Source organism: Rhodoplanes roseus (assembly GCF_003258865.1).
GTDB classification, from domain to species: Bacteria; Pseudomonadota; Alphaproteobacteria; order Rhizobiales; family Xanthobacteraceae; genus Rhodoplanes; species Rhodoplanes roseus.
Map to the genome: position 1 here is coordinate 2,799 of NZ_NPEX01000071.1, position 22,061 is coordinate 24,859.

The following is a 22,061-nucleotide window of genomic DNA, read 5'->3' on the forward strand; positions in this document are numbered from 1 at the left end:
AGACGCGGCCTTCGGCCGCTCCTCAGGACGAGGGCGGAAAAGGCTCCTTGCCGTGCAGCTCTCCAAATATCTCTTGCCGCCCGTCGGCCTCGCCGCCTTCCTGCTGCTGTGGGAGGCGGTGCCGCGGCTCGGAATCGTCAATCCGGCCTTCCTGCCGCCGCCGAGCGTCATTCCGGCCGCGTTCATGCGCGAGGTATCGTCCGGCATCTGGGCGTCGGCGATCGCGTCGAGCCTCGGCCACTATGCGATCGGCCTCGTGGTCGGCGCCGCGCTCGGCGTCGCGCTCGGCGTGCTCACCGGCATGTATCGCGGCGCCGAGCACTTTTCCGCCTGGATCGTCCGCGTGCTGCGGCCGGTGCCCGGGCTGGCCTGGGTGCCGTTCGCCATCATCTGGTTCGGGGTCGCGCCGTCGGCCGCCGTGTTCATCATCGCGGTCGGGGTGTTCTGGATCGTCTATTTCGCCGCGCACGGCGCGGTGCGGGCCGTCGATCGTGATCTGATCGAGCTCGCCGACGCCTTCGGCTTCCGCTCCGGGCCGCAGCGGCTCGTCAAGGTGCTGCTGCCGGCGGCGACGCCCGGCATCCTGGTCGGCGTGCGCACGGCGCTCGGCCAAGCCTGGATGGCCGTGGTGGCAGCGGAGATCTTCGGCGTCTTCGGCCTCGGCCAGCGGATGATGCAGGCGTCCAGCCTGCTCGCGACCGACATCGTGGTCGTCTACATGCTCACCATGGCGGGCCTCTACGGCTTGGTCGACAGCGCCTTCGTGGCTCTTCAAGGATGGTTGCTGCGATGGAGAGCGTGATTTCGCTGCGCGGCCTGTCGCTCACCTTCTCGCGCGACGGGACCGATACCGAGGTGCTGCAGGGGGTCGATCTCGACGTTCGCGGCGGCGAGTTCTTGGCCATCGTCGGTCCGTCCGGCGTCGGCAAGTCGACGCTGCTGCGCGTCGTCGCCGATCTGGCGAAGCCGAGCGCCGGCACTGTCACGGTGGCCGGGGCCGGGCCGGGTCGCCGTCCGGTCGCGCTGGTGTTCCAAGACGCGAGGCTGATGCCGTGGCGGCGCGTCATCGACAATGTCGCGTTCGGGCTCGAGCATCGCGACGTGCCGCGAAGCGATCGGCGCCGACGCGCCGAGGCGGCGCTCGACGTCGTCGGCCTCTCGGATCTGGCGCGCCGCTGGCCGTACCAGCTCTCCGGAGGCCAGCGCCAGCGCATCTCGCTCGCCCGCGCGCTCGCCGTCGATCCCGCCGTGCTGCTGATGGACGAGCCCTTCTCGGCGCTCGACGCCATCACGCGCGAAAGCCTGCAGGACGAGCTGATCCGCATCCGCCAGAAGACCGGCAAGACCATCCTGTTCGTCACCCACGACATCGAGGAGGCGACCTATCTGGCCGACCGGGTCGTGGTGCTGGCCGGCACGCCCGGCCGCATCGCCGCCACCCACGAGATTACGCTGGCCCGCCCGCGGCTGCGCACCGATCTCGGCCTGCAGCACACCGCTCGCGCCGTGCGGGCCGACCTCGAGGCGGACGTGTCGGGCGGCGCCGGCATCTGACCGCGGCGACCGGTTCGTGCGACCGATCCGCGACGCTCGTTCACCGTCTCGTGTCCGTCGGTGAGCCGGATGGGCGATGACGCCGAGCCCTCGCCATCCTAGATGGTGGGTCGACCCGCTGGCGCCGAAAGCGCTGGGCGGGCCGGGAACCCGGACGCGTCCAGCCGGTTCTCGTTGAATGGCCGGTATCGGGTTCGCCTTAATGGGGATCCGGGCGGCTTCGCGACCCCCGACCTGCGGATCCAGCATGAGCATGACGGCCCTGACGCCGCGCCGCGGCGTTTCGCCTGCTTCGGACACACCCCGGTCCGATACGTCCGCCGTCCGTGCCACCGGCCTGCGCGCCGCCTTCCGCAGCGTGCGGGCCCACACCGATGCGCTGGCGGCGCCACTGTCTCCCGAGGATCAGGTGGTTCAGTCGATGCCGGACGCGAGCCCGACCAAGTGGCACCGCGCCCATACGACCTGGTTCTTCGAGCAGTTCCTGCTGGAGCCGCACGCCCCCGGTTACCGACTCTTCGACGAGCGGCTCGCCTATCTCTACAACTCCTACTACGTGGCGGCCGGCCCGCGGCATGCGCGCCCCAAGCGCGGCCTGATCACCCGGCCCGACGCCGCGACCGTCGCAGCCTACCGGGCCCATGTGGACGCGGCGGTCGACGCCCTGCTGGCCGACGAGGCGTCGCTGGCGCCCGAGGTCGCCGCCATCGTCGAGATCGGGCTCAACCACGAGCAGCAGCATCAGGAGCTGATCCTCACCGACATCCTGCACGCCTTCTCGGAGAACCCGATCGCGCCGGCCTACGACCCGGAGTGGCGGTTTCGCCCGGCGTCGCGGGCGCCCGGCGCGGTGGCGCTCCCCGAGGGCATCCACACGATCGGCCACCAGGGCGACGGCTTCTCCTACGACAACGAGGGCCCGGCGCACCGCGCGCTGGTCGGGCCGGTCGAGATCGACCGCGGACTGGTCACCAACGGCGACTGGCTCGCCTTCATCAACGACGGCGGCTACGACGACGCGGCGCTGTGGCTCTCGGACGGCTTCGCGGCCGTGCAGCAGGAGGGCTGGCGGGCGCCCGGGCACTGGCGCCAGGAAGACGGTCGCTGGCACGTGGTGACGCTCGGCGGCCTGGTGCCGGTCGACCCCGACGCCCCGGTCTGCCACGTCAGCTACTACGAGGCCGACGCGTTCGCCCGCTACGCGGGTCGCCATCTGCCGAGCGAGCAGGAGTGGGAGGTCGCGGCCCGCAGCGGCGAACTCGCCGACGCGTTCGGCGTTGTCTGGCAGTGGACCCGGAGCGCTTATTCGCCCTATCCGGGGTTTCGTGCGGCCGAGGGTGCGCTCGGCGAGTACAATGGCAAGTTCATGATCAATCAGATGGTCCTGCGCGGCTCCTCGCTGGCCACTCCGCCCGGCCACGCACGAACGACCTACCGCAACTTCTTCCCGCCGTCGGCGCGCTGGCAGTTCACCGGCCTGCGCCTGGCGACCTTCCCGACCTGACGCGGCGACCGCGTATCGAGTGACGAGGACCCCCATGACCGCTCACGTTCGCCTGCCGCGTGTCCCCGTTCCGGACGATCCGGGCCGCCGCGCCTTCCTGACCGACGTGATCGAGGGCCTGTCGGCGGATCCGAAGCGAATCCCGCCGAAGTACTTCTACGACGAGCGCGGCTCCCAGCTCTTCGAGGCGATCACCCGCACGGCCGAGTATTATCCGACCCGCACCGAGACCGGCATCCTGACCGAGCGCGCCGGCGAGATCGCGTCCTTCGTTCCGAAGGACTCCGCGCTGGTGGAGTTCGGCGCCGGCTCGCTCACCAAGGCGCGGATCCTCCTCGCGGCCGCGCCGATCAAGACCTTCGTTCCGGTCGACATCTCGGGCACCTTCCTGGAAGGCGAGGCGACGCGGCTCTCGCGTGACGTGCCGGGCCTGCGGGTGCTGCCGGTCGCCGCCGACTTCACCGCGCCGTTCGCGCTGCCGGCCGAGATCGCCGGGCAGCCGCGGGTCGGCTTCTTTCCGGGCTCGACGCTCGGCAATTTCGAGCCGCACGAGGCGACGGCGTTCCTGCGCCACGCCGGCGAGCTGCTGGGCGCCAAGGCCCGGATGATCATCGGCGTCGACCTGGTGAAGGATCCGGACGTCCTCACCCGCGCCTACAACGACGCGGCCGGCGTGACGGCCGAGTTCAATCTCAACCTGCTGCGCCGGATCAATCGCGAGCTCGGCGCCAATTTCGACCTCGGGGCGTTCTGGCATCGCGCCGTCTACAATCGCGAGCAGCTCCGGATCGAGATGCATCTCGGCAGCAAGACGCGCCAGCGTGTCCGCATCGACGGTCGCTGCTTCGACTTCCGCCGCGGCGAGACGATCCACACCGAGAGCAGCTACAAGTACACGCCCGAGCTGTTCCGCACCCTGGCGAACGGTGCCGGCTGGCGCGTCGCGGAAAGCTGGACGGACCGCGACAAGTGGTTCGCCGTGCATGCGCTGGTCTGGGGCTGACGCGGCACCGGCCGAGCGGGCCTGTCCGGATTCGTTTCGGATGGCGTAACGGCGATGGGGCGCAGAGCCATGCAAGGGTCGGGGTGGACGAGGCATTCGGCTTCTCTATAGTCGCGGCGCCCGAACCACCCGCCTCGAGAGATCCCCATGTCCGGTGAGTCCGATTTCGTCGCGCGCGACACGCGCGTCCAGCGCCTCGATCGCGCGTTCCGGTGGCCCGGCGGCCGCCGGGTCGCCGTCATCCTCAATCTCGCCTACGAGGCGTGGTCCGACGGCAAGGCTCCGGGGGTCGGCCCGATGGGCAATCCGCTGCCGGCCGGCGCCTTCGACACCAACTCGCTGTCCTGGGGCCATTACGGCGTCGCCCGCGGCATCGACCGCCTGTTGCGGAATCTCGACCGCCACAAGGCGCGCGCCAGCGTGATGACGTCGGGCGTGCTGGCCGAGCGTACCCCGGCCGTGCTCAAGCGCATGGTCGACGCCGGCCACGAGATCGTGGCGCACAGCTGGGCCCAGGACGTGATTCCGGCGACGCTGACGACCGAGCAGGTGCAGACCGACATCGTCCGCACCACCGAGGCGATCGAGACGGCCTCGGGCAAGCGCCCGGTCGGCTGGATCTCACCGCGCGGCACGCCGTCGCGCGAGGGCTCGCGGCTGCTGATCGACGCCGGCTATCTGTGGCAGGGCGACGTGTTCGACGACGAGCGCCCCTACATCCAGATCCGCGACAACGGCCGCATCGTCGCGATCCCGCTCACCATGGAGATCAACGACCTGCCGCATGCGATGCGGTTCGGCCGCTCGCCGCGCGACTTCGTCACGCTGTTCGACGACCTGCTCACCAACGTGCTGAGCGCCGAGGACGAGTCCGTGGTGATCGACGTGACGGCGCACTGCCACGTGTTCGGCCGCCCCTCCGGCGCCTGGGCCTACGAGGCGATCGTGAAATCCGTCATGGGACGTGACGACGTCTATGTCGCGACCCGCGCCGAGATCGCCGATCACGTGCTGAAGACAGCCGGCTGAACGCGCCTCAGCGGAGCGACGTGCCGGCCGGGCACGTCGCCCCTCCATGTCGCCGAACGAGGAACGAGAGCTCTCCAATGAACGGAACGTTGCTGGCCGAGATGCTCGAGCAGATCGCGGAGCGCGGGCGCGTCCTGGTGGGCACCCGCCGCGCGGCCCGGGCCACGCATGTGGACGATCTGATCGACCTGTGCGACGAGCTTCTGTCAGGCCGTGGAGAAGTCTCCGGTGTGGCGCTCGCTCGCGCGATTCTGTCCGCCTACGACACGCTGCCGCCGGCCGACCGGGTCCCCTTCTTTCGGACCCTGATGACGCGCTTCGGCGTCGACACAGACGGTGTACGGGCCGCCATCGCGGCGTGGACCGGTGCGCCGACCGAAAAGTCCCTGGTCGCCTTGCACGCAGCGGCGGAGCCGAAACGGCAGGAGCTGTTCCGGCGGCTCAATCTGGCGCCCGGCGGGACCGCGACGCTGGTGCGGATGCGCGGGCAGCTCCTCGATGCGATCCGACGCGACGGCGAGCTGGCGCCGCTCGACGCCGACTTCATGCATCTGCTCTCCGCCTGGTTCAACCGCGGCTTCCTGGTGATGCGTCGCATCACCTGGTCGACCCCGGCCAGCATCCTTGAGAAGATCATTCAGTACGAGGCCGTGCACGAGATCTCGAGCTGGACCGATCTGCGGGCACGGCTCGATCCGCCGGACCGCCGCTGCTACGCCTTCTTCCACCCGTCGCTCGGCGACGAGCCGCTGATCTTCGTCCAGGTGGCCCTGACCCGGGAGGTGCCGGACGCCATCGCGCCGGTCCTGGCGGAGACGCGCGAGACGGTCGCGCCCGACAAGGCGACCACGGCCGTGTTCTACTCGATCACCAACTGTCAGCGCGGGCTTGCCGGGGTGTCGTTCGGCAGCTTCCTGATCAAGCAGGTGGTCGCCGACATTTCGCGCGAGCTGCCGCAGATCACCAATTTCGTGACATTGTCGCCGGTGCCGGGGTTCGCCGGCTGGCTCGGTCGCGAGCTCGCGGCTGGTGGACCTGCTTCTGTGGCGGAGCCTGACCGTGAGCGTCTGTCCGGGCTCACCCGGGCCGAATGGCATACCGATCGAGATGCCGAGGAGCCCCTGCGCGCGCCGTTGCTGCGCGCGGCCGCGCACTACTTCCTGAAGGCCCGCTCGGCCGCGGGTGCGGCGCTCGATCCGGTCGCCCGCTTTCATCTCGGAAACGGCGCGCGACTGGACCGGATCAACTGGCTCGCCGACACGTCTCCGAAAGGCCTTCGCCAATCGCACGGGCTGATGGTGAACTACCGATACGATCTCGACGCCATCGAGAAGAACCACGAGGCATATGAGGCGCGAGGCGAGATCGTCGCCTCGCGCGCGGTCCACCGGCTCGCCGCAAAAGAGATGGAACTCCCTGTCGTCGGCACCTTCAAAAGATCGTACCGCATCGGTGGCGCCAACCGCGCCCCCGACTCCCCGAGGCGAGCGGATCGCGCCGTCCGAGAGTTGCGCGGCGGGGAGTAATACGGCGGACTATTTGCACGCACGTCGTGCCAGGCTCCAGAAGGTGATCGCGACTGGCTCGCCGAAGCCACATTCGAGCGGACGCATCGTTATGCCGCCCATGCCTATGTCGGATCGGCGGGGACGAGTCGAATAATCAGCCAATACAGAGCCGCGGTCGACAATGCTTCCCAGGCCTCCAAAATCTCGGCCAGAGGGTATCGGACGATCTCGTAACCGGGGCGGAGAGGAGAGCATACACCAGTATTTTCGGCGAGCTTCTCCCGTCGCTGAACGAAGGCCGCCGTTCACGCGCAATGAAGGAAGACGAAACACACGCCTGCGCGTTCATCACGGTCCAGGGATGATCGCAAACAGGACCGGTTCGGGGCGCGATCGCCCTTCAGCACGAGACGGACCGCGACGTCGACGGCCCAAGCCTGCTCTGGCGGGTCAGGCGGCGGCCGAGGGACGTCAACTCAGAACGAGCCGAAGACCGAGCCGAGCGCGATCACGGCGACGAGGCCCAATACGGCGCCCACGATGCCGACCATGACAATGTGAAAATAGCCTTCGCGGTGGGTGGTGCCGCACACGGCCAGCAGCGTGACGACAGCCCCGTTGTGGGGCAGGCTGTCGAGCGTGCCGGAGCCTATCACCGCCACCCGGTGCAGCAGCGACGGGTCGATGCCGAGCTCTGCGGCGAGCCCCATATAGGTGCTGCCGAGCGCATCGAGCGCGATCGTCATGCCGCCCGAGGCCGAGCCGGTGAGTGCCGCCAGAATGTTGGTCGATGCGGCGAGCGACACCAACGGGCCGCCTTGGATCGACAGCACCCAGTCGCGCACCACCTCGAAGGCGGGGAGCGCCGCGACCACCGCACCGAAGCCGACCAGGCTCGCCACGCTCACGGCCGGCAGCACCGAGGCGTTGGCGCCGGCGTCCATGCTGGCGCGCAGCTCGCTCAACCGGCGCAGGTTGAGCGCGACCACGGCCACGATGGCGGTGGCCAGTGCCACCACCACGGACCACACGCCGCCGACCGCCGACAGCGAGGTCGAGCCCCAGCGCGGCTCGGCCAGATAGGTCAGGTCGAGCCGCGGCAGCACCACCAGCGACATCACCAAATTCACCAGCACGACCACGACCAGCGGCGCGAAGGCGGCGAGCAAAGGCGGCCCTTGCTCCGCGTGATGGCCGTGCCTGATCTCGGCCGGGTCGAACTCTTGCGCCACGGTCGCCCGCTCGCGCACGATCTCGTCGGCGGCGGCGGCGTCCACATCGGCCAGGATGCCGGGGCCGAATCCTTCGCTGCGACGGCGTGCCGATGCTTCGGCCCGCGCCAGCCAAGCGAGGCCGAAGACCAGCATGACGATCGAGGCGATCACACCGAGGCCGGGTGCGGCGAACGGCGTCGTCCCGAAGAACGGCATCGGAATCGCGTTCTGGATCGACGGCGTGCCCGGCAGCGCCGACATCGTGAAGGTGGAGGTGCCGAGCGCGATGGCGGCCGGCATCAGTCGGCGCGGGATGTCGGCGGCGCGGAACAGCGCCTCGGCCATCGGCGCGAGCACGAAGAAGGCGACGAACAGGCTGACGCCGCCATAGGTGACGATCGCGCCGGCGATCACCACGGCCAAGATGGCGCGGCGCGCGCCGAGGCGTCGGGTCATCGCGCCGGCGATCGCCGTCACCGAGCCCGAGTCGTCCATCAGCTTGCCGAACAGCGCGCCGAGCAGGAAGATCGGAAAGAACTGCGCCAGGAACCGCGCGGCGCTGCCCATGAAGGTCTGGCTCCAATGGGCTAGCAGCGGCTCGCCCGCGAACGCGGCGGCGATCAGCGCCGCGATCGGCGCCAGCAGCAGAACGCTCCAGCCCCGGTAGGCCAGCGCGATCAGCAGCGCGAGGCCGACCAGGATTCCGACAAGGCCCAGCATCGGATCACTCCGTCGTCAGCAGCGCGTCGAGATCGTAGCTCGAGCGCGCGCCGAGATCGTGCGCATGCGCGGCCAAGAACGCATCGGCCGCAGCGCGGCCGAGATCGCGCAGCTTCAGGAAGAACGCCCACTCGGCGAGCAGCTTCGAGGAGGCGCCGAGCTGCGCAAGCTCCTCGCTGGCGATCCGGTGGATGCGCATGCCGGCCCACAGCGCGCCCTCGCTGTTGCCCGGATCGGCGACCTGCCGCAGGAGCGCGATCATGCGCAGCTCCTTGAGCAGCACGCCGTTGAACGAGACCTCGTTGAGCCGGTCGAGGATGTCGCGGGCCGAGCGCGGCGTGCCGATCCGCTCGATCGGGTTGATCTGGACGATGACGGTGTCGCGCGAGCGGCACTCGCGAACCAGCGGCGTGATGGTCGGGTTGCCCGAATAGCCGCCGTCCCAATAGGCCTCGCCGTCGATCTCCACCGACTGGAACATGGTCGGCAGGCAGGCCGAGGCGAGCAGCACGTCGGGCGTGATGTCGATATTGCGAAACACGCGGCCCTTTCCGGTGCGCACGCTGGTCGCGGTGACGAACAGCTTGATCGGCGCCTGCGCGAGGCGGGCGAAATCGACGTGCTGCGCGAGGATCGCGGCCAGCGGATTGGCCCCCGTGACGAGATCGTAGGGCGAGACCAGGCGGGCCATCAGATCCATGGCGACGTAGAGCGGCGAGTTGTCGAGCGTCCAGCGGCCGAGCAGAACATCGAGCGGCGTACGCTGGAACGGGCTGAACCGCGCGCCGTCCGAGACGCTGCGCCAGAACGCCTCGAGCGCCGCCCGGGCGCCGTCGCGGCCGCCCGCCGCATGGCCGTCCACCAGCACGGCGGCGTTCATGGCGCCGGCCGAGGTGCCGGAGACGCCGTCGATCTCGAGCCGCGGCTCTTCCAGCAGACGGTCGAGAACGCCCCAGGTGAAGGCGCCGTGGGCGCCGCCGCCCTGCAATGCGAGGTCGATCAGAACCGGGGAGCGATCGATGGTCACGCGCGCCTCGCTTTCCAACGCCACGCCGGGCGTACCGACGGATGCTGCAGCGCAGCACGTCTGCTTGTCACGCAACTCCGGGGAAAACTCAAGTCGTCGTCCTGATCGACCGACCTTCGGCCCCGTGGTCCCGCATCCTACGGGCCGCAGTCAGGATGCGGGCCGCAGGATGCGGGCGCAGCATCGCCGCGTTCGACGATGTGCGGATGACGCCGGCGCACGTTTTCGCCGCCGGACGATCGAGACCGCACCGCGGGAGTCGCAGCGTGGTCGCGGCGATCGCGAGTGTGTTCGCGAGTGCCTTCGGGAGTGTCTATTGAAGGCGCAGCCCGGCGACTCCCAGCGCGAGATTGACGCCGACCTGCCCGGACACCGACACGGGCTGCAACGCGATCGATCGATTGTTGCCGCCGATGAGCGCATTCGCGCCGACCCCCAAGCCGAAGGCGATGTCGGCGCTGGCGCCCACATAGGTTCCGGCGAGCGCCCGCCTGCGAGGACCCTGCGTCTTCGACCAGACGCCCCAGACCATGCGGCCGCCGGCCGTGAAGCCGACATCGAGACCGATCCTCGTCACCGTGCCGCGGTAGCTCTCGCGAAAGCCGTTCGCCTTCGAGAACGTGCACGTCATCCGCTGCCGCGATCCGACGATCAGCCCGACGCTCGGCGCGAGATTGCAGGTCAGCGTGCCGACCTGGACGGACGACTGCGCCGCAGCCGGGAGGGGCGCCGCGACGACACAGGCGACAAAGAGAAGAGCAGAACAGAACCGGTTCATCGAACGTCTCCACGATCATAATATGTGAGGAATGAGCAGAGTGTGAGAAACGAGCAGAAGGCGTCCCGGGACACGCGGCCGGATTCCGGGACAGAGATCGGGGCCGGGCATGCGGCGAGCCGGTCGTTCGTCGACGAGCCGTCACGCTCCGGACCGATGCGGCGTCTCCAGGATGGCCGGTGTCGTCGATCGCGCTCCGGCGTTCGGGTCGGCGACGCAAGGCGAGTTCATCGACTGCTCCTCGAAAAAGTGATCGGCGCATCCGGGGTGGCGCCCCGTGAGATCCGATGCCCAAGGCACGCCTTTCACCGTGACGCGCCGCGACCGATCCTCTTGATGTCTCATCACGTCCGATGTCGCGTGGCGTCACACCGACGCTGATCCGGACGCCGCATATTGCAACGCGATCGATCGTCGTGTCTCTCGAAATCACTCGAAACTCCACACCAGGACGGTCGCTCACGCGGCTCCGCCTCCACCGTCGTGCCGCAACGCACATCGGCCGGCGCGCCGTCGATCCCGGCCATTGTCGAGGCACGGCGTCGTGACCGGTACGCCCGGGGCGAATGGGATGCAGTGTCGCTGTTTGGGGACGCAGGGTGAATTGAAAGGTGACGATTGACCATCGTAGTGTGAGCTCGATCGTTCCGCCCGTGCCTCGTCGGCTCGAGGCGTGGGGATCCATCCCATGCAGGACGTGATCACATGGATCTCCGCCGACCCGCCTCCGGAGAGGCCTCGACGTTCGTCTCGACCGGGCACCTCCCCGCGGCAGACTTCGTGTCGTCGCTCGTCGCCGAGGCCTATGACCGCTTCCGGTCCGACAGCGACGGAGACACCTCGCAGGTCTATCCTGCATTAGCCCGAGTGTCGCGGGATCTGTTCGGAATCTGCGTCGTCGACACCAACGGCGCGCTTCACGCGGTCGGCGACACCGACCATCCCTTCTCGATCATGAGCGTGTCGAAGCCGTTCGTCTTCGCGCTCGTCTGCCAGACGATCGGCCCGGAGCGGGCGCGCGAGGCGATCGGCGCCAACGCCACCGGCTTCGCCTTCAACTCGCTCGCGGCGATCGAGCGCGATCCAGACGGACGCACCAACCCGATGGTCAATGCCGGGGCGATCGCGACGACCAGCTTCGTGCCGGGCGCGACCGAGGCGGAGAAGTGGCGGTTCATCCACGACGGGCTGTCGCGCTTCGCCGGCCGTGCGCTGCCGCTGAACGACGAGGTCTACGCCTCCGCCTCGGACACGAACTTCCGCAACCGGTCGATCGCGCGGCTGCTGCAGAGCTACGGGCGCCTCGACTGCGACCCGGTGCTGGCGACCGACCTCTACACCCGGCAATGCTCGCTCAACGTCACGGCGCGCGATCTCGCCGTCATGGGTGCGACGCTCGCCGACGGCGGCGTCAATCCGGTGACCAGGGAGCGCGTCGTCGACGCCGCGACATGTCATTACACCCTCGCCGTGATGGCGACGGCCGGTCTCTACGAGACGTCGGGCGACTGGCTCTACGAGATCGGGCTGCCGGGCAAGAGCGGCATCGGCGGCGGGATCGTCACGGTGTCGCCCGGCAAGGGCGGCCTCGGCACCTTCGCGCCGCCGCTCGACCGCGCTGGCAACAGCGTGAAGGGACAGCTCGTCGCGAAATTCCTGTCGCAGAGCCTCGGGCTCGACCTGTTCGTATCGCAGCCGGTCGACTGAACCTCGCGCCCGTTTCACACGGGACTCAAACCGATCGTTTAATCCGAAAGGCGTAGCCATGACGACCGTCGACGCCGTGCGCAGCCCCGCGACAGAGGCCCGCGACTCGTGGGTGCCGATGATCGCCATCGCACTCGGCCAGGTCCTGATGTCGTTCAACGTGGCTGCTCTGCCGGTCGCCATGGGGGGCATGGTGGCGAGCTTCGGTGTTCCGCCGACCACGGTGGCGACCGGGATCGTGATGTATTCCATGCTGGTCGCCGGCTTCGTCATGCTCGGCGCCAAGCTCAACCAGCGCTTCGGCGCCCTCGCGGTGTTTCGCGTCGTCGTGGTGCTGTTCGGCGTCGCCCAGGTGGTGATGACCTTCAGTCCCAACGCGGTCGCCATGATGGTGGCGCAGGCGATGTCGGGTGCTGCCGGCGCCGCGCTGGTGCCGTCGCTGGTGGCCCTGATCGCCGAGAACTACCGGGGCAGCCAGCAGGCGACCGCGCTCGGCGCGCTCGGCTCGGCGCGCGCGGGCGCCGGCGTCGCGGCGTTCATGATCGGCGGCGTGCTCGGCACCTTCATCGGCTGGCGCCCGGTGTTCGGGATTCTCGTCGTGCTCGCCGCGATCGTGTTCGTGCTCAGCTTCCGGCTGAAGCGCGACGCCGGCCGGCCCGAGGTGCAGATCGACGTCGTCGGGGTGCTTCTCGCCGCCGCCGCGATCGTGTCGATCAGCTTCGGGTTCAACAATCTCAACCGCTGGGGCCTGGCCGTCGCCACGCCCAACGCGCCGTTCGATCTCGCCGGCTTCTCCCCGGCCCCGGTTCTGATCGTCGCCGGCATCATGCTCGGCTTCGCCTTCGTGCGCTGGACCACGGCGCGTCAGCAGGCCGGCAAGACGCCGCTGCTCGCCCTCGAGGTGATCGGCTCGGCGCAGGAGCGGGCCGCCGTGATGACGATGCTCGCGGTGGTCGCCCTCGAGGCGATGCTGAACTTCTCGGTGCCGCTCTACATCCAGATCGTGCAGGGCCGCTCGCCGCTCGCCACCGCCATCGCCATGATGCCGTTCAACCTGACGGTCTTCTTCTCGGCGATGCTGATCGTCAAGCTCTACACCCGGCTGACGCCGCGGCAGATCGGCCGCTGGGGCTTCGGGCTGTGCACCCTGGCGCTGCTGTGGCTCGCCTTCGTGGTGCGCAACGACTGGAGCGCCGGACCGGTGCTGGTCGGCCTCGTCCTGTTCGGCATCGGCCAGGGCTCGCTCGTCACGCTGGTGTTCAACGTCCTGGTCACCGCCTCGCCCAAGGAGCTCGCCGGCGACGTCGGCTCGCTGCGCGGCACCACCAACAACCTCGCCGCCGCGGTCGGCACCGCGGTGGCGGGCGCCCTGATGGTCGGCCTGCTGTCCAGCATCATTCTCGGCAGTCTCGCCGCCAATACGATCCTGACGCCGGAGCTCCGCGCCCAGGTCGATCTCGACAGCATCAACTTTCTGAGCAACGATCGCCTGCAGGGCGTTCTCGCCACGACGACGGCGACGGCCGAGCAGATCCAGGAGGCGCTCCGCATCAACGCGGAGGCGCGGCTGCGCGCCCTCAAGATCGGCCTCGCGATCATGGCGGCGGTCGCGCTCCTGGCCGTCATCCCGGCCAGCCGCCTGCCGAATTACATCCCGGGCGAAATCCCGGACCCGTCACCGCGGCGACGCGAGGGCGAGGCATAGTCGTTTGCGCAAACATATTGGAGACTGTTCATGAGCACGCTCGTGGTTCTCGGGTTCGACGGACTTCACACGGCCGACGAGGTTCTCAACAAGCTGCGCTCGCTGCAGAAGGAATATCTGATCGACCTGGAGGACGCCTGCGTGGTGGAGCGCGAGGCGTCCGGCCAGGTGCACGTCAAGCAGGCCGTGAACCTGACCGCCCTGGGGGCGGCGACCGGGGTCAGCCGCGGCGCCCTGTGGGGCGCCCTGGTCGGCATCCTGTTCCTCAACCCCCTCGCCGGCATGGCGGTCGGCGCCATCACGGGCGCGGGCGCCGGCGCGCTCGCCGGCTCGCTGGCGAAATACGGCATCGACGACGATTTCGTGAAGCGGCTGAGCGCGACCATCCCGGAGGGCTCGTCGGCCCTGTTCGTCTTGTTCAAGAGCGTGAACGAAGACAAAGTGCTTCCCGAGCTGGAGCCCTACAAGCCGCGCGTGCTGCGGACCTCGCTGTCGAACGAGGACGAGGAGAAGCTGAAGGCGGAGCTGAGCAGGATCGCCTGACGGCGCGTGCGTCCGGCAAGTGCAGGGCAGGGGCTTATGCTGCGGAGAGCCGAGCGGATGGGTCGACGTCGGGGGTCCTTCGGATGGGGGCGCGTCATCGGCTGTCTCGGCCCCGTGCTGCTCGCCGCCTGCGGGCCGGCCGAGGAGGTGCGGGCTCCGGAGCCGCGCCCGGTCCGCACCGTCACGGTGACGAAGCGCGAGACCGGCGACACCGTGGCGCTGACCGGCCGCATCGCCGCCCAGGACGTCGCGGCGCTCGGCTTCCGCACCGCCGGCCGGGTGATGGAGCGACCCGTGAACGTCGGCGACCGTGTCACGGCGGGCCAGACCATCGCCCGGCTCGAGCCGCAGAACGAGACCAACGCGGTGCGCTCCGCCCAGGCCGATCGCGCCGCCGCGCAGGCCGCCGTCACCCAGGCCACCAATCACTTCGAGCGCCAGGAAACCCTGTTGGCGCAAGGCTGGACGACGCGAGCCCTGTTCGACCAGGCCAAGAAGGAGCGCGACACCGCGCAGGCCCGCCTCGATTCGGCCGAGGCCCAGCTGAAGACCGCCGACGACTTGCTCGGCTTCACGGTGCTGAAGGCCGACGCCCCCGGCATCGTCACGACCGTCGGCGCCGAGCCCGGCGAGGTCGTGCAGGCCGGCCAGACCATCGTGCGGCTCGCCCGTCAGGGCGGCCGCGACGCCGTGTTCGAGGTGCCGGCCCAGGTGCTGCGCACGGCGCCGCCGGACGCCGTGATCGCCGTGAGCCTCACCGACGATCCCGCCGTGACGGCGACGGGCCGCGTGCGCGAGGTGGCGCCGGAGGCGGATCCGGTGACCCGCACCTTCGAGGTGAAGGTCGGGCTCGACGCGCCGCCCGAGGCGATGCGGCTCGGCGCCACCGTGACGGGCCGCCTGCGTCTCGACGCCCAGGCCGTGATCGAGATCCCGGCCTCCGCTCTCACCCGGGCCGACCAGGCGCCCGCCGTGTGGATCGTCGATCCGAGGAGCGCCACGGTCGCGCTGCGGAACGTCCAGGTGGTGCGGTTCGATCCGGCCAAGGTCGCGGTCGCGGGCGGGCTCGACGTCGGCGAGGTCGTGGTCACGGCCGGCGTGCAGGCGCTGCATCCGGGCCAGAAGGTGCGCCTCCTCGGGGCGCGGCCATGAGCGGGCCGAACCTCTCGGCCTGGGCGCTGCGCCACCGCTCCTTCGTGCTCTATCTGATGATCGCCGTGACGCTGGCCGGCCTCTTGTCCTACATCCGGCTCGGCCGCAACGAGGACCCGGCCTTCACGTTCCGGGCCATGGTGGTGGAGGCCGCGTGGCCCGGCGCGACACTCGCCGACACGCTCGACCAGATCACCGACCGGCTGGAGCGCACCCTGAAGGAGGTGCCGAACCTCGACTTCCTGCGCTCGACCACGGTGCCGGGCCGCACCACCATCTTCGTCAATCTGAAAGGGTCGACGCCGCCCGGAAAGGTGCCGGACATCTGGTACGAGGTGCGCAAGCGCGTCGCCGACATGCGTCACACGCTGCCGGCCGGCGTGGTCGGACCCGGCTTCAACGACGACTTCGGCGACACCTTCGGAATCATCTACGGGCTGACTGCCGACGGCTTCAGCCAGCGCGAGCTGCGCGACAAGGCGGAAGCGATCAGGAAGCGCCTGCTGGCGATCGCCGACGTCTCCAAGGTCGAGATCCTCGGCGCCCAGGACGAGCGTGTCTTCATCGAGTTCTCGACCGCGACCCTGGCCGGCCTCGGCCTCGATCGCTCGGCGATCGTCGCGGCGCTGCGGGCCCAGAACGCGGTGAGCCCCGCCGGCGCGATCCAGACCGGCGACGAGACCATCGTGCTGCGCGTCTCCGGCGCCTTCGAGTCGGAACTCGACATCCTCGACGTCAACATCGCGGCCGGGAACCGGCTGATCCGCCTGCGCGACATCGTCACGGTGCGGCGCGGCTTCGCCGATCCGCCGCAGCCGATGTTCCGGGTGAAGGGCACGCCGGCGATCGGCATCGCCATCGCCATGCGGGACGGCGGCGACATCCTGGCGCTCGGACGTGACGTGACGCGGACCATGGCCGAGATCACGGCCGATCTGCCGATCGGCATCGAGCCCGTGCTGGTCGCCGACCAGTCGGCCGTGGTGGACACCGCGATCGGCGAGTTCATGACCTCGCTGTGGCAGGCGATCGTGATCATCATGGCGGTGAGCGTGATCAGCCTGGGCTTCCGGGCCGGCGCCGTCGTCGCGCTGTCGATCCCGCTGACGCTCGCCCTGGTGTTCCCGGTGATGGAGCTGATCTCGGTCGATCTGCAGCGCATCTCGCTCGGCGCGCTGATCATCGCGCTCACCCTGCTGGTCGACGACGCCATGTCCACCATCGACGCCATGTCGATGAAGCTCGCCGAGGGGGCGACCAAGGAGGAGTCCGCCGCCTTCGCCTGCAGGACGCTGGCGATGCCGATGCTGACCGGCTCCTTCGTGACGCTGGCCGGCTTCATCCCGATCGGCTTCGCCAAGAGCTCGGCCGGCGAGTACACGTTTTCCATTTTCGCCGTGGTGAGCGTCGCGCTGATCGCGTCCTGGGTGGTGGCCGTGCTGTTCACGCCGCTGGTCGGCGTCGCCCTGCTGCCGACGCCGAAGGCCGTGAAAGAGCCCGGCCGGCTGGTGCGGCTGTTCCGCCGCATGCTGGTCGGCGCGATGCGGCATCGCTGGCTGACCATTCTCGTCACGCTCGCCTGCTTCGGCGCGTCGCTCGCCGCGCTGCCGCTGATCCCGCGGCAGTTCTTCCCGTCCTCCGATCGCCCCGAGCTCCTGATCGACCTGCGGCTGCCGCAGAACGCCTCGATCCACGCGAGCGCCGATGCCTCGGCGCGACTCGACGAGGTGCTGGCGTCCGATCCCGACGTCGCCCATTGGAGCACCTATGTGGGCCGCGGCGTCATCCGCTTCTACCTGCCGCTCGACGTCCAGCTCAGGAACGACTTCTTCAGCCAGCTGGTGGTGGTGGCGAAGGACGTGGCGGGCCGCGACCGCCTGCGCGACAAGCTCTCGAAGGTGTTGGCGAACGAGTTTCCCAGCGCCGTCTCGCGCATCGTGCCGCTCGAGCTCGGGCCGCCGGTCGGCTGGCCGGTACAGTACCGGATCAGCGGTCCCGATCTCGCCGAGGTGCGCGACGCCGCCATGCTGCTCGCCTCGACCATCGCGGCCGACACGCGCGTGCGCCAGATCAATTTCGACTGGATGGAGCCGGCCCGCAAGGTGCGTATCCGGGTCGACCAGGACCAGGCGCGGCTGCTGGGCTTGAGTTCCGAGGCGATCGCCGGCGTGCTGGCGAGCGTCGTCTCCGGCAGCGCCGTGACCCAGATGCGCGACGGCATCTATCTGATCGACGTCGTCGTGCGGGCGACCGACGAGCAGCGCGTCTCGCTGTCGACGCTGCGCAACCTGCAGGTCGCGCTGCCGAGCGGCCGCACCGTGCCGCTCGGCCAGTTCGCCGTGCTGGAGGACGAGCAGGAGTATCCGCTGATCTGGCGGCGCGACGGGCTGCCGACCCTCACGGTCCAGGCCGACGTCGCCGCCGGCGCCTCGCCCGAGGCCGTGGTGGCGGCGCTCGCCGACAAGGTCGCCTGGGTGCAGGGCGGGCTGCCGGCCGGCTATCGCATCGCCACCGGCGGCACCGTGGAGGAGAGCGCCAAGTCGCAGGCCTCGGTGTTCGCCGTGGTGCCGGCGATGCTGTTCGTCACCATCACGATCCTGATGATCCAGCTGCAGAGCTTCTCCCGGCTCGCGCTGGTCCTGAGCGTCGTGCCGCTGGGCCTGATCGGCATCGTCGCGGCGCTCCTGCTGTTCCACAAGCCGCTCGGCTTCGTGGCGATCCTCGGAATCCTCGCCCTGATGGGCATGATCGCCCGCAACGCCGTGATCCTGATCGACCAGATCGAGACCGAGCGCGGCGAGGGCAAGACCATCTGGGACGCCGTGATCGCCGCCTCGCTGTCGCGCCTGCGGCCGATCGTGCTCACCGCGATCTCGACCGTGCTGGGCATGATCCCGATCGCCCCCACCATCTTCTGGGGGCCGATGGCCTACGCCATCATGGGCGGGCTTCTGGTCGCGACCGTCCTGACCCTGATCTTCCTGCCGGCCCTCTACGTCACTGCCTTCCGGGCGAAAGACCCGGCCGCCCATCCGCAAGGCACGGCTTGACTTCGGAGCGGCCGACCATGGCGCAGCAGCAGTCTTCGACGCAGGATCGCGTGCCGGTCCGACCGGCGCTCGTGCGCGCGGCGCTGCTGCTCGGCGTGTGGACGATCCTGGCCGGCACCGGCCCCGCCGATCTCCTGGTCGGGCTCGGCGTCACGGCGCTCGCGACCCGACTGAGCCTGCGTCTGCTGCCGGCGACGTCGCGGCGATACCGGCCGGTCGCGGCCACACGGCTCGCGCTGCGCTTCCTGCGCCAGTCGGTCGTCGCCGGTCTCGACGTCGCCCGAAGAGCCCTCGATCCGCGGCTGCCGCTGCGGACCGGCGTCGTGACCTATCCGGCGCATTGTCGGCCCGGGCTGTTCCGCAGCGCCTTCACGGCGTTCACCAGCCTGCAGCCCGGCACGGTCCCGATCGGCAGCGCGCCGGGCGGCAGCGGCAGCGACGGCATCACCTATCATTGCCTCGACGTCCATGCGCCCGTCGTGGCGCAGCTCGCCGCCGAGGAGGCCGTCCTGTCGGGAGTGGTCCGGCATGAATGAATTCCTCACCGCCATGGTCGGCCTCGTCCTGGTGCTGCTGGCGCTCGGGCTGGTCCGCGTGCTGCGCGGCCCGGGCGACGCCGACCGGATGATGGCGGCGCAGCTGATCGGCACCTGCGGCATCGCCGCGCTTCTTCTGATCGGCGTGATCGGCGGCACCTCGGCGGCGATCGACGTGGCGCTGGTGCTGGCGCTGCTCGCCACCTTCGCGGCCGCGGCCTTCGCCGAATGCGCCCGGCGCGCCACGCAGCCGGAGACGCTGCCGGAGACGGAGCGGCCATGAGCGTCGTTCTGGACCTGATCACGATCGCGGCGGTGTCGGCCGGGGTGGTGTTCTTCCTCGCCGGCACGGTCGGTCTGCTGCGCTTCCCCGACACGCTGACGCGGCTTCACGCACTCACCAAGGCCGACAATCTCGGCCTCGGCCTCGTGGTGCTCGGCCTGCTGCCTCAGGTCGGGAGCCTCCGGGACGGGCTCAAGATGATCTGCGTCTGGCTGCTGGTGCTGCTGGCCGGCGCCACGGTCTCGCAGCTCGTCGCCCAGGCGGCGCGACGCGACGGCCCCGGATCGGACGGAGCCGCGCCATGACCATCGTCCCGGCCCTCGACCTCTTCGTCGCCGGCATCGTGCTGATCGTCGCCGTGTGGACGGTCGCGGCCCGCGACACGATGTCGGCGGTGGTCGGCTTCGTCGCCTACGGCCTGCTGCTCGCGCTCGTGTGGGTGCGGCTCGGCGCCCCCGATGTGGCCCTGACCGAGGCGGCGATCGGCAGCGGCCTCGCCGGCGCTTTGCTGATCGGGGCCGCGACCCGCCTGCGCGCCGGCGAGCCGTCGGTGTCCACGGAGCGCCTCGGCGGCGCCGGCCGGGTGCTGGCCATGACGCTGTCGGCGGTCGTCGCGGCGGCGGTGGCGGTCGTGCTGCTGTCGCTGCCCGATCCGGCACCGTCGTTGGCGTCGGAGGCCGCCGCGAATGCCGGCGTCACCAGTCTCGGCAATCCGGTCACCAACGTCCTGATGGCGTTCCGGGCGATGGATACCATGCTCGAGAAGGTCGTTCTGCTGCTGGCGCTGCTCGGCGTGTGGTCGATGGCGCGCGATCACGCCTGGGGTGGCCGCCCGCGCTCCTGTCGGCGAGCCGACCCGGAAGGGCCCCTCGTGCTCCTGGCCCGCGTGCTGCCGCCCGTGGGCGTGGTCCTCGGCATCTCCGTGCTCTGGGTCAGCGCCGATCACCCGGGCGGCGCGTTCCAGGGCGCCACGATCCTGGCCGCCATGTGGCTGCTGGTTCTGATGGCCGGGCTCGGCGACGTGCCGGCCGCCGGCGGACGGCGATTGCGGCTGGTGCTGGTCGCGGGGCCGGCCGTCTTTTTGACCGTCGGGCTCGGCGGTCTCGCGCTCGGCGCCGCGTTCCTGTCCTACCCGCCGGCCTGGGCCAAGCCCGTGATCCTCGTGATCGAGTTCGCCATGGTGCTGACCGTCGCGACCACGCTGGGCCTGCTCGTGGCCGGGCCGCCCGAGAGGAGCGCCGAGCGGTGAGCGAGACGATCGTGTTCGGACTGTGCGCCGCCGTCGTCATCGGCCTCGGCCTTTACGGTGCGATCGTCGATCCGCGGCCGCTGCGGAAAATCCTCGCCTTCAACCTGCTCGGCAGCGGCGTGTTCCTGGTCTTCGGCGTCGTCGCCCGCCGCGGCGCGGCCGCCGGATTCCCCGGCGACCCGGTTCCGCAGGCCCTGGTCATCACCGGCATCGTCGTCGCCTTCTCGGCGACCGCGCTCGCGCTCGCGCTGCTGCTCCGGTATTTCGACGCGACCGGCTCGACCACGCTGCACGAGGGCGTGGCCGAAGATGCCGGTCCCGACTCCACGGAGCCGTGATGTCCGCTCCGATGGCGGGTCTCGTGTCGACCGAGGGAGGCGGCGCCCTCCTGGTGCTGTCGATCGTGGTCCCGGTCGCCGCGGCGTTGCTCGGCTTCGTCGCCGGCGGCCGTCGGGCCGAATGGATCGCGCTCGCGGCCCTGCCGGTCGGCCTGGCGATCGCGGTCGCGATCGCGGCCGGCGTTCCGGCGGACGGCGGGCTGATCCATCTGCTCGGCGGGTGGACGCCGCCGCTCGGGGTGGCGCTACGCGCCGACGGGGCGTCGGCCCTGATGCTGGTGCTCGCGGCGGGCGTCGTCTCCGCCGTCGGCGTCTATGCGCGGGCGGACTTTTCGACCGCCGCGGGCGCGGAGGAGGAGCGCGCGCCGTTCGGGTTCTGGATCCTGCTGCTCGGCGTGTGGACCGGCCTGAACACGGTCTTCCTGGCCGGCGATCTGTTCACACTTTACGTGGCCCTCGAGATTCTCACCTTCGCCGCGGTGCCGCTGGTCTGTCTGAACGGCCGTGGTGAAACGCTGCAGGCGGCGCTGCGCTATCTGCTGTTCGCGCTGCTCGGCTCGGTCCTGTATCTGGCCGGTACGGTTCTTCTCTACGGCGCCTACGGCACGCTCGACGTCCTTCTGTTGTCGGGACGTGTGACGGCGCGGCCGGTGGCACTCGTGGCGGGAGCGCTGATGACGGTCGGGCTACTCGCCAAGACGGCGCTCGTGCCGCTGCATCTGTGGCTGCCGCCCGCCCACGCCGGCGCGCCGCCGGCCGGCAGCGCGCTGCTGTCGGCGCTGGTCGTGAAGGGCTCCTTCTTCATCCTGGTCCGGCTGTGGTTCGACGTGATGCCGGGGCTGCAGACCGTCGTGGCCACGCAGATGCTGTCGGCCCTGGGGGCAGGGGCCATCCTGCTCGGCAGCGTTCTCGCGCTGCGGCAGGAGCGCCTGAAGCTCCTGATCGCCTATTCGACGCTGGCGCAGATCGGCTATCTGTTCCTGATGTTCGGGCTCGCCTACGATTCCGGATCCGCGTCGATGCACAAGGGAGACGCGCTGGCGGGCGGATTGATTCAAGCGATGTCTCACGCCACCGCCAAGGCCGCCATGTTCATGGCGGCCGGGTCGATCTACGTCGTGTACGGGCACGACCGGATCGCGGATCTGGCCGGCGCCGGCC

The 22,061-nt window shown here is 70.0% G+C and carries 20 protein-coding genes; 17 read left to right on the plus strand and 3 right to left on the minus strand.

Annotated features, from left to right (window positions below; all coding sequences use genetic code 11):
- Positions 1-52: 52 nt before the first annotated feature.
- The 6 genes from CH341_RS12595 (at position 53) to CH341_RS12620 (ending at position 6,616) form a co-directional block, all read left to right on the plus strand.
- Entirely contained in the window at positions 53-802 is a 750-nt protein-coding gene (locus CH341_RS12595) for an ABC transporter permease (RefSeq protein WP_111419377.1), read from the plus strand.
- Positions 790-1,554, plus strand: a complete 765-nt coding sequence (locus CH341_RS12600) for an ABC transporter ATP-binding protein (protein ID WP_111419378.1) — start codon at positions 790-792, stop codon at positions 1,552-1,554. The genes CH341_RS12595 and CH341_RS12600 overlap by 13 nt, the downstream gene beginning before the upstream one ends.
- Positions 1,555-1,807: 253 nt before the next feature.
- The gene (gene egtB / locus CH341_RS12605; protein WP_111419394.1) at positions 1,808-3,058 is read left to right on the plus strand and encodes an ergothioneine biosynthesis protein EgtB; all 1,251 of its coding nucleotides are present in this window, start codon (positions 1,808-1,810) and stop codon (positions 3,056-3,058) included.
- A gap of 34 nt (positions 3,059-3,092) precedes the next feature.
- Positions 3,093-4,061: an L-histidine N(alpha)-methyltransferase gene (gene egtD, locus CH341_RS12610; protein ID WP_111419379.1), complete on the plus strand. Its 969-nt coding sequence runs from the start codon at positions 3,093-3,095 to the stop codon at positions 4,059-4,061.
- Positions 4,062-4,208: 147 nt separating this feature from the next.
- Positions 4,209-5,090 carry a polysaccharide deacetylase family protein gene (locus CH341_RS12615; RefSeq protein WP_111419380.1) on the plus strand — a complete coding sequence of 294 codons (882 nt, stop codon included), beginning with the start codon at positions 4,209-4,211 and terminating at the stop codon, positions 5,088-5,090.
- Between the two features lie 77 nt (positions 5,091-5,167).
- Positions 5,168-6,616: a malonyl-CoA decarboxylase gene (locus CH341_RS12620; RefSeq protein ID WP_111419381.1), complete on the plus strand. Its 1,449-nt coding sequence runs from the start codon at positions 5,168-5,170 to the stop codon at positions 6,614-6,616.
- 458 nt (positions 6,617-7,074) lie between these two features.
- On the opposite strand, the gene CH341_RS12625 is transcribed toward CH341_RS12620, so the two are convergent.
- The 3 genes from CH341_RS12625 to CH341_RS12635 all read right to left on the minus strand — a co-directional run bounded on the left by CH341_RS12625 (position 7,075) and on the right by CH341_RS12635 (position 10,337).
- Positions 7,075-8,529: a GntP family permease gene (locus CH341_RS12625; protein ID WP_111419395.1), complete on the minus strand. Its 1,455-nt coding sequence runs from the start codon at positions 8,527-8,529 to the stop codon at positions 7,075-7,077.
- Positions 8,530-8,536: 7 nt separating this feature from the next.
- Complete coding sequence (locus tag CH341_RS12630) at positions 8,537-9,559, minus strand: patatin-like phospholipase family protein (RefSeq protein WP_111419382.1); 1,023 nt, start codon at positions 9,557-9,559, stop codon at positions 8,537-8,539.
- A gap of 313 nt (positions 9,560-9,872) precedes the next feature.
- Positions 9,873-10,337, minus strand: a complete 465-nt coding sequence (locus CH341_RS12635; RefSeq protein WP_111419383.1) for a DUF992 domain-containing protein — start codon at positions 10,335-10,337, stop codon at positions 9,873-9,875.
- A gap of 705 nt (positions 10,338-11,042) precedes the next feature.
- On the opposite strand from CH341_RS12635, the gene glsA reads away from it, so the two are divergent.
- The 11 genes from glsA to CH341_RS12690 form a co-directional block, all read left to right on the plus strand.
- Positions 11,043-12,044 (plus strand): glutaminase A, encoded by a 1,002-nt coding sequence (glsA, locus tag CH341_RS12640; protein WP_111419384.1) that lies wholly within the window; start codon positions 11,043-11,045, stop codon positions 12,042-12,044.
- Positions 12,045-12,102: 58 nt separating this feature from the next.
- Positions 12,103-13,749, plus strand: coding sequence for an MFS transporter (locus tag CH341_RS12645; protein WP_111419385.1), 1,647 nt, complete (start codon positions 12,103-12,105; stop codon positions 13,747-13,749).
- A 30-nt stretch (positions 13,750-13,779) separates the two neighbouring features.
- Positions 13,780-14,292, plus strand: a complete 513-nt coding sequence (locus CH341_RS12650; RefSeq protein ID WP_111419386.1) for a DUF1269 domain-containing protein — start codon at positions 13,780-13,782, stop codon at positions 14,290-14,292.
- 57 nt (positions 14,293-14,349) lie between these two features.
- A complete protein-coding gene (locus CH341_RS12655; RefSeq protein WP_111419387.1) occupies positions 14,350-15,444 on the plus strand; it encodes an efflux RND transporter periplasmic adaptor subunit in 1,095 nt (364 codons plus the stop codon).
- Complete coding sequence (locus CH341_RS12660; protein WP_111419388.1) at positions 15,441-18,494, plus strand: efflux RND transporter permease subunit; 3,054 nt, start codon at positions 15,441-15,443, stop codon at positions 18,492-18,494. The genes CH341_RS12655 and CH341_RS12660 overlap by 4 nt, the downstream gene beginning before the upstream one ends.
- Before the next feature lie 17 nt (positions 18,495-18,511).
- A complete protein-coding gene (locus CH341_RS12665; protein ID WP_111419389.1) occupies positions 18,512-19,030 on the plus strand; it encodes a Na+/H+ antiporter subunit E in 519 nt (172 codons plus the stop codon).
- Positions 19,023-19,313, plus strand: coding sequence for an MrpF/PhaF family protein (locus CH341_RS12670; protein ID WP_111419390.1), 291 nt, complete (start codon positions 19,023-19,025; stop codon positions 19,311-19,313). The genes CH341_RS12665 and CH341_RS12670 overlap by 8 nt, the downstream gene beginning before the upstream one ends.
- Positions 19,310-19,618, plus strand: coding sequence for a monovalent cation/H(+) antiporter subunit G (locus tag CH341_RS12675; RefSeq protein ID WP_111419391.1), 309 nt, complete (start codon positions 19,310-19,312; stop codon positions 19,616-19,618). The genes CH341_RS12670 and CH341_RS12675 overlap by 4 nt, the downstream gene beginning before the upstream one ends.
- Positions 19,615-20,562 (plus strand): Na(+)/H(+) antiporter subunit B, encoded by a 948-nt coding sequence (locus tag CH341_RS12680; RefSeq protein ID WP_111419392.1) that lies wholly within the window; start codon positions 19,615-19,617, stop codon positions 20,560-20,562. The genes CH341_RS12675 and CH341_RS12680 overlap by 4 nt, the downstream gene beginning before the upstream one ends.
- On the plus strand, positions 20,559-20,900 hold the full coding sequence (locus CH341_RS12685; protein WP_111419393.1) for an NADH-quinone oxidoreductase subunit K: 342 nt from the start codon (positions 20,559-20,561) through the stop codon (positions 20,898-20,900). The genes CH341_RS12680 and CH341_RS12685 overlap by 4 nt, the downstream gene beginning before the upstream one ends.
- Positions 20,900-22,061, plus strand: a 1,162-nt coding sequence (locus CH341_RS12690) for a complex I subunit 5 family protein (RefSeq protein ID WP_281022631.1), incomplete at its 3' end; no start/stop codon positions are given. The genes CH341_RS12685 and CH341_RS12690, both read left to right, overlap by 1 nt.

Excerpts from the sequence above, each read along its gene's own strand:
- CH341_RS12650 (WP_111419386.1), top strand. The coding sequence starts at position 13,780 with ATGAGCACGCTCGTGGTTCTCGGGTTCGACGGACTTCACACGGCCGAC.
- CH341_RS12645 (WP_111419385.1), top strand. The coding sequence starts at position 12,103 with ATGACGACCGTCGACGCCGTGCGCAGCCCCGCGACAGAGGCCCGCGAC.
- CH341_RS12675 (WP_111419391.1), top strand. The coding sequence starts at position 19,310 with ATGAGCGTCGTTCTGGACCTGATCACGATCGCGGCGGTGTCGGCCGGG.
- egtD (WP_111419379.1), top strand. The coding sequence starts at position 3,093 with ATGACCGCTCACGTTCGCCTGCCGCGTGTCCCCGTTCCGGACGATCCG.
- CH341_RS12680 (WP_111419392.1), top strand. The coding sequence starts at position 19,615 with ATGACCATCGTCCCGGCCCTCGACCTCTTCGTCGCCGGCATCGTGCTG.
- CH341_RS12665 (WP_111419389.1), top strand. The coding sequence starts at position 18,512 with ATGGCGCAGCAGCAGTCTTCGACGCAGGATCGCGTGCCGGTCCGACCG.
- glsA (WP_111419384.1), top strand. The coding sequence starts at position 11,043 with ATGGATCTCCGCCGACCCGCCTCCGGAGAGGCCTCGACGTTCGTCTCG.
- egtB (WP_111419394.1), top strand. The coding sequence starts at position 1,808 with ATGACGGCCCTGACGCCGCGCCGCGGCGTTTCGCCTGCTTCGGACACA.
- CH341_RS12615 (WP_111419380.1), top strand. The coding sequence starts at position 4,209 with ATGTCCGGTGAGTCCGATTTCGTCGCGCGCGACACGCGCGTCCAGCGC.
- CH341_RS12620 (WP_111419381.1), top strand. The coding sequence starts at position 5,168 with ATGAACGGAACGTTGCTGGCCGAGATGCTCGAGCAGATCGCGGAGCGC.
- CH341_RS12655 (WP_111419387.1), top strand. The coding sequence starts at position 14,350 with ATGGGTCGACGTCGGGGGTCCTTCGGATGGGGGCGCGTCATCGGCTGT.
- CH341_RS12670 (WP_111419390.1), top strand. The coding sequence starts at position 19,023 with ATGAATGAATTCCTCACCGCCATGGTCGGCCTCGTCCTGGTGCTGCTG.
- CH341_RS12600 (WP_111419378.1), top strand. The coding sequence starts at position 790 with ATGGAGAGCGTGATTTCGCTGCGCGGCCTGTCGCTCACCTTCTCGCGC.
- CH341_RS12660 (WP_111419388.1), top strand. The coding sequence starts at position 15,441 with ATGAGCGGGCCGAACCTCTCGGCCTGGGCGCTGCGCCACCGCTCCTTC.
- CH341_RS12635 (WP_111419383.1), bottom strand. The coding sequence starts at position 10,337 with ATGAACCGGTTCTGTTCTGCTCTTCTCTTTGTCGCCTGTGTCGTCGCG.